General features: G+C 58.7%; 6 protein-coding genes and 1 pseudogene. 4 read left to right on the forward strand and 3 right to left on the reverse strand.

Features of this window, described 5'->3' with window-relative positions; all coding sequences use genetic code 11:
- Positions 1–118 precede the first annotated feature (118 nt).
- The 3 genes from P0D89_RS50670 to P0D89_RS50680 all read left to right on the forward strand — a co-directional run bounded on the left by P0D89_RS50670 (position 119) and on the right by P0D89_RS50680 (position 2,448).
- Positions 119–289, forward strand: a complete 171-nt coding sequence (locus P0D89_RS50670; protein WP_408379300.1) for an alanine:cation symporter family protein — start codon at positions 119–121, stop codon at positions 287–289.
- 133 nt (positions 290–422) lie between these two features.
- Positions 423–2,033, forward strand: a complete 1,611-nt coding sequence (locus P0D89_RS50675; protein ID WP_408369542.1) for an aldehyde dehydrogenase (NADP(+)) — start codon at positions 423–425, stop codon at positions 2,031–2,033.
- Positions 2,034–2,172: 139 nt separating this feature from the next.
- Complete coding sequence (locus tag P0D89_RS50680; RefSeq protein ID WP_408379297.1) at positions 2,173–2,448, forward strand: hypothetical protein; 276 nt, start codon at positions 2,173–2,175, stop codon at positions 2,446–2,448.
- Here P0D89_RS50680 and P0D89_RS50685 read toward each other — a convergent pair.
- A pseudogene (locus P0D89_RS50685) lies at positions 2,356–2,559 on the reverse strand (NAD(P)-binding domain-containing protein); the annotation flags it as partial. The gene P0D89_RS50680 and the pseudogene P0D89_RS50685 overlap by 93 nt on opposite strands.
- Positions 2,560–2,707: 148 nt before the next feature.
- Here P0D89_RS50685 and P0D89_RS50690 point away from each other — a divergent pair.
- Complete coding sequence (locus tag P0D89_RS50690; RefSeq protein WP_408369539.1) at positions 2,708–3,100, forward strand: cupin domain-containing protein; 393 nt, start codon at positions 2,708–2,710, stop codon at positions 3,098–3,100.
- A 433-nt stretch (positions 3,101–3,533) separates the two neighbouring features.
- Here P0D89_RS50690 and P0D89_RS50695 read toward each other — a convergent pair whose 3' ends face one another.
- Both P0D89_RS50695 and P0D89_RS50700 read right to left on the reverse strand, forming a co-directional pair.
- Complete coding sequence (locus tag P0D89_RS50695) at positions 3,534–4,010, reverse strand: aconitase X swivel domain-containing protein (RefSeq protein ID WP_408369536.1); 477 nt, start codon at positions 4,008–4,010, stop codon at positions 3,534–3,536.
- A 4-nt stretch (positions 4,011–4,014) separates the two neighbouring features.
- Entirely contained in the window at positions 4,015–5,271 is a 1,257-nt protein-coding gene (locus tag P0D89_RS50700; RefSeq protein WP_408369533.1) for an aconitase X, read from the reverse strand.
- Between the last annotated feature and the right edge of the window lie 164 nt (positions 5,272–5,435).

The following is a 5,435-nucleotide window of genomic DNA, read 5'->3' on the forward strand; positions in this document are numbered from 1 at the left end:
AATCACTCTCAAGACGCTGTAAGACCTCAAGGCACTCGTTTATTAACGAGGCTTCCGCACCCGGAGCCGCTGGGCGGCTCCGGTCAACCGTAGTTCGATAACGGTTCATCTTCCTGGCATCAAGGCAGGTCCTGCTTTTGCGCAAGCTGCCGTGAATTCGGTCTTCCATGGCTTTGGGGCGCCGTTCGTCGCAACGTCCATTGCTTCATTCGCCTTCACGACGCTGATCGCGTTCTATTACATCGCAGAAACGAACCTGTCCTATCTGCTCAACGGGCGCAAGACCTAACTGGTGTCTGTACTGCGTGTCGTGACCTACATAACGGTCCTGCACGCTGCGATCGAGCCTTCCGCGCTAATCCAGTACGGACCACGACTCCTTCGTAGCCCACGCCACCCCAACCCTTTTTGAGGATATCGACATGACCATTACTGGCGAAATGCTTATCGGCTTTTCCGCGGTGCGTGGCACCGAAGGCAGCCAGTGCGCGTTCAATCCCGCAAGCAACTCAGAGATTTCGGAGCCATCCTTCGGCATGGGCGGTGCCGCGGAGGTGGAGCGCGCAGCCTCTCTGGCGGCTCAGGCGTTCGACGTTTTCCGGAACGTCACGTTAGCGAAACGTGCCGCGTTTTTGGACGCAATTGCCGACAACATCCTCGGCATCGGAGATGAGCTGATCGAACGGGCACATGCGGAGACCGGCCTTCCGATTGCGCGTTTGCAGGTTGAGCGCGGCCGGACTGTCGGTCAGCTACGCCTTTTTGCGAAGGTCGTGCGGGATGGGCACTTTCTCGGTTCGACGATCGATCACGCACAGCCTGAGCGGCAGCCGCTGCCTCGTGCGGACCTGCGCCTCGCGAAAGTGCCGGTTGGTCCCATCGCGGTGTTTGGCGCGAGTAACTTTCCGCTTGCCTTCTCGGTTGCGGGAGGCGACACCGCTTCGGCACTCGCAGCGGGCGCGCCGGTTATCGTGAAAGCACACGGCGCGCATCTTGGAACGTCAGAATTGGTAGGGCGCGCAATCCAGAAAGCGGCCAGGGAGCATGGATTGCCGGAGGGCGTGTTTTCGCTGCTTTTTGGCGCTGGCCGCAAACTCGGGGAAGCGTTGGTCGCGCATCCGATCATTAAGGCAGTTGGGTTCACGGGTTCCCGTCAGGGTGGCCTCGCGCTTGTGCGAATCGCGAACGCTAGAGCCGAACCTATCCCTGTCTACGCCGAAATGAGCAGTATCAACCCTGTGTTTCTGTTCCCCGGTGCGCTCGCGAGCCGCGCCGAGGCGATCGGAAAGGCCTTCGCGGATTCGTTGACGCTGGGTGCTGGGCAGTTCTGCACGAATCCAGGCCTGGTGCTGGCGATTGACGGTCCGGACCTTGATCGATTCATCAAGGCTGCAGGTGAATCGTTGGCGACAAAGCCGGCACAGACGATGTTGACAGCCGGAATCTTCGATGCCTTCCGCAGTGGAGCGCAGAAAGTCGATGGGGTTCAGGGCGTGACGAAGGTGGCACAGGGCGTATCGGCGGGCGAACTTCCGAATGCCGCGCAGGCTGCCCTGTATGTGACCGATGCTCGGCGCCTGCTGGCTACGCCCGAGCTCGAAGCAGAGATGTTTGGCCCGGCGTCTGTGGTGATTCGTGCACGCGACTTTGATGAATTGCTGTCGGTTGCGGAACACGTGGAAGGGCAGCTCACCGTCACTCTGCAGATCGACGCTGTGGACCATGCAGATGCGCAGCGCCTTTTGCCGATTCTTGAGCGCAAGGCCGGACGTATCCTCGCCAACGGTTTCCCGACGGGTGTGGAAGTCTGCCACGCGATGGTTCACGGTGGTCCCTTTCCATCCACATCGAATCCGATGTTCACGTCGGTGGGCGCGACAGCGATCGACCGATTCCTGCGACCTGTGTGTTATCAGGATCTGCCCGATGCTTTGCTGCCGGCGGCGGTAAAGGAGGCCAATCCATTGGCCGTCTGGCGTCTGGTTGACGGCGAACCGAACGCGCCGGCGCAAGCAGCGGATTCTGCAGCCTAGGGCCTGCGGCATCTCGCCATGCAGGCCGCTGATTGCGGGCGGCCTGCAAACTACAGGCGAGCCGGAACAGACTGTCAAAAGCGTCTTCGTCCTTGACAGGGATAGCGGCACCGAGCGACGCAAAAAGTTCGGTGGCGACATGGTCGTCAGGGTAGATGATGGTCGGCCCCATCGCCTGCGCGACCATCGGCAAAGGGGCAAGACGGACGATATGCTTTACCTCGGGCATCAATGCCGCAATTCGTTCGCGATTCCACGTCGCAATGAAACTGAGGATGTAGTGCGTCGACGTCAGATGAAGTTGCGACAGCACCTGCTGTGCAACCTGAGGTCGCACGGCCAGGCAGAGCAGGTCGCATCTGTCCGCGACATCCTGATTGTCCCGGCCGACGTGAACCAACGCATGTCTGCCTGACAGCCTTGCTGCCGTTTCCTGATTGCGAGGTGAGACCCAGATCTCGCGTAGCTTACGCGGCGCCGCAGCAAGGCCGGTGGCGATTGCCTCGGTGATTGCCCCTGTACCGATGAAACCTGTTCATTCAATCATTTCGGACCATCTTGGATGAATGTGCAACCCCGTACTGGAAAACACGCGTTGCGCATTGATTGGATACAGGATATTGTTTCACACAAAGAGAACTCTCGCTATCAATCGACGTTCGTGTGAGGTGCAAATGACAGGTGAAGCACGCGACAACGAAGACTCCGTGGCAGGTCCAAACGACTGTGATAGGAAACCTCAGTTTCTGATCGTCTATTCGCGCAACGAGGAGAGCTACTGGCAACCTGTGCCGGCAAATGGCTATGCCGCCGTTCACGTTGCGCCCCACCTTGTATCGATGCAACGCCCGTTTTCGGCTGGAACGCAGACCGTGCCGCCGGGTGGCTTTGTTCGCCTGCACGCGCACGCCGTGTCTGAAGAGGTGCTTCACTTCATACGTGGCAAGGGCAAGGCGGTTGTGGAAGGGCGCGATTACCTAATCGAGCCAGGTATGACTGTTTTCCTGGGTCCACAGCAAACGCACACGTTGATAAACGACGGAACCGAAGATTTGCACTGGGTGTAGTTCTTCTTGCCATCAGGTCTCGAGACCTTTTTCAAGGCCATCGGACGGCAGCGTAGTCCCGGCGACGACGCTCCTGATGCGTTCGCGAGACCTGAGAACGTCAGCGCGATTGAAGCGAGCACAGGTTTTTCGCCGGTGGCCGCGAATCGCCTGGGGTAGCGTGCTCGTGTCGACCGTTTTCTCTTACTGTTTTGGGACATCGTCCGTCATGTTACACACCGAATTGTTGCATTCGTCTCAGCAGCAGGTCGTAAACATTGCGCATCGGAATGTCCAAGGCTGCGCCGCGGTTGCGCTGGCTTCTTCTTATGTGGCACTGCTGACCTCGCCGCTATCGAGTCTCGGCAGTACGCTTGAACGAGTGGACGTCGCATCGGTCGCGATTCTCGGATACAACTAATTCGTTCGTATGACCGAACCGCATGCCGGAACCCTATGGGTTGCGGCTCCCGTCGCGCTCACTGTCGGTGACGTAAATTCTCGCGGGGCGCGACGTATCGCCGGCGTCAATCGCCAGTGTTGCAGTAAAAGACGCAATTTGCGCGAACACGTCTTCGCCAACACTCACGACGGGTACGTTTAGGGCATAGAGTTCGTTGGCGGCAATAACGCCTATGGCAAGAATCAGGTCGCATTCTGCCAGTACGATGCCGCTGGGACCTGTCCCGTTGCGCAATGCTTCAGCCAGCACGCTGCTGCTGGAACTGGACCCGCGCGCCCGCGGCATCACAAGTATCCGGTCTTTCAGGCTTTGTCCGTAGCCCGCATGTGTCTTGTCGATGATCATCCCGTTTTCAGCGTCGTAGCCGCCCCAGAAGCTCAGCGGAGGAAGCGCGATTGTGAGGCCGCTTGCTCGCCCTGCCACGAGGACCTGGCCGTCAAGCTCGAGAGTGGGCGGGATCATGGTCATAGCTCTAGCCGGCCAGTTCATCAATGCAAACTCTCCCTTCGAAGGCGGAGCGAACACATTCGGTCATGCTCCCAAACGCGACTGTGACGCCGATGTTCGCAGGAGCATAATGAGCCCACTTCCCTGAGTTGGTCATTACCAGTCCGTTGATCTGTTTCATCACGGGGGTGAGGTAGGTACATGTGTCCACCACGATCAGAACGCCGCGCGAGGCCAGTTGCTGGGCGAGTCCTTCCTCTTCGATCTGCCAGAGAACATAACGGCTCGTATTGACATAGAAGTCGCATCGGAGCGGCCCTTTGTGTGATTCGAACAGTTTGGCGAGCCGGCGGAACTCGTCGACCGAAAAATGCGGTGTTCCCAGACTGACCGCGGCGAGTGGCTCGATGGAGCGAGCATCGTTCCACTTACGATGGATCGCGACAAGGTCCGCCTCGCTGACAATAATGGTCTGTTCCGGCTCGCCACCCTGTAGCGCGGCGTCAAGCGTCGAAGCTTCTGGTGTAATTCCTACCGCGTGGAAGAGCGCCACTGATCCACTCGATGCGGCCGCAGCGCCAAGAGATTTCAATTCGTCTTCCGTGGAGTCCGCAGGTAATCCAGTGATCGCGGCTACCGTTGCTCCGGCTTTAAGGCCGAGAAGAAAGCCGAGAGCGGCGAAACAGGCGTCGCGCCGCGATGAATCACTGAGGTCGGGCGCTGCGAACACAAGTTGCGCGGCCCGGTTTTCGGTGACATGCAATCCGGCATACGGGACGCGGCCAGTAATTGCCGCCGCGAGATCGAGAAAATCGCCGTAGCGACTCGTCCGGGCGCCCAAAACTGAGTTGGCGAAAACGATCGCATTCGATTCAGCCCACGCGATCTGATCGCCCAGGCGTGGGCGGTGCTTGAGCTGGTACGGTGCGCATGTGAAGGTCGCTTCGCACCCGAGTTCCAGATGTGCCTCCATAAGGCGCTTTGCGGCGTTCGCAGTTTCCGGTTTGCCGCGATACAACTCCGGGTGTATGAGGTCGAGCGATCCGACATTGAGTGTGGTCGGAACGGCGACCCGCGTTCCGGACGCGACAAAGCGCTCGACGAAATCGAGACTCACGGATCCGTGGTACAGACACCCGTCGATATGAGCGGAGGAAATGTCGACAAGTCTTTGAGCCTTCATCACATGCGCCGTGGCGACGACTATACGCATCGCGAGCGCTGCACCATCACCCAATTCACCACTCAGCATTGCTTTGTCACGAACCGATAGTTCAAGCACTGTCGCCTCTTTGTTGTGGTCACTCGCAGCAGGAATCAGGATACTCCACGTTCGCATTGACGACCGTGTATGGCCAGATGGACGTTCACCGAATTTGATGGCGCATCGAACTAATTTGTCGACCCTCTTCTGTGCTCAGGCGTTGGACGAGGCCTTTTTCTGGT

Origin of the sequence: Paraburkholderia sp. RL18-085-BIA-A, assembly GCF_046027075.1 — a bacterium.
In the GTDB taxonomy this organism is placed as follows: Bacteria; Pseudomonadota; Gammaproteobacteria; order Burkholderiales; family Burkholderiaceae; genus Paraburkholderia.

Bases quoted from the DNA above. Each gene is read 5' to 3' on its own strand.
- P0D89_RS50680 (WP_408379297.1), top strand. From the start codon at position 2,173: ATGGTCGTCAGGGTAGATGATGGTCGGCCCCATCGCCTGCGCGACCAT.
- P0D89_RS50695 (WP_408369536.1), bottom strand. From the start codon at position 4,010: ATGACCATGATCCCGCCCACTCTCGAGCTTGACGGCCAGGTCCTCGTG.
- P0D89_RS50675 (WP_408369542.1), top strand. From the start codon at position 423: ATGACCATTACTGGCGAAATGCTTATCGGCTTTTCCGCGGTGCGTGGC.
- P0D89_RS50690 (WP_408369539.1), top strand. From the start codon at position 2,708: ATGACAGGTGAAGCACGCGACAACGAAGACTCCGTGGCAGGTCCAAAC.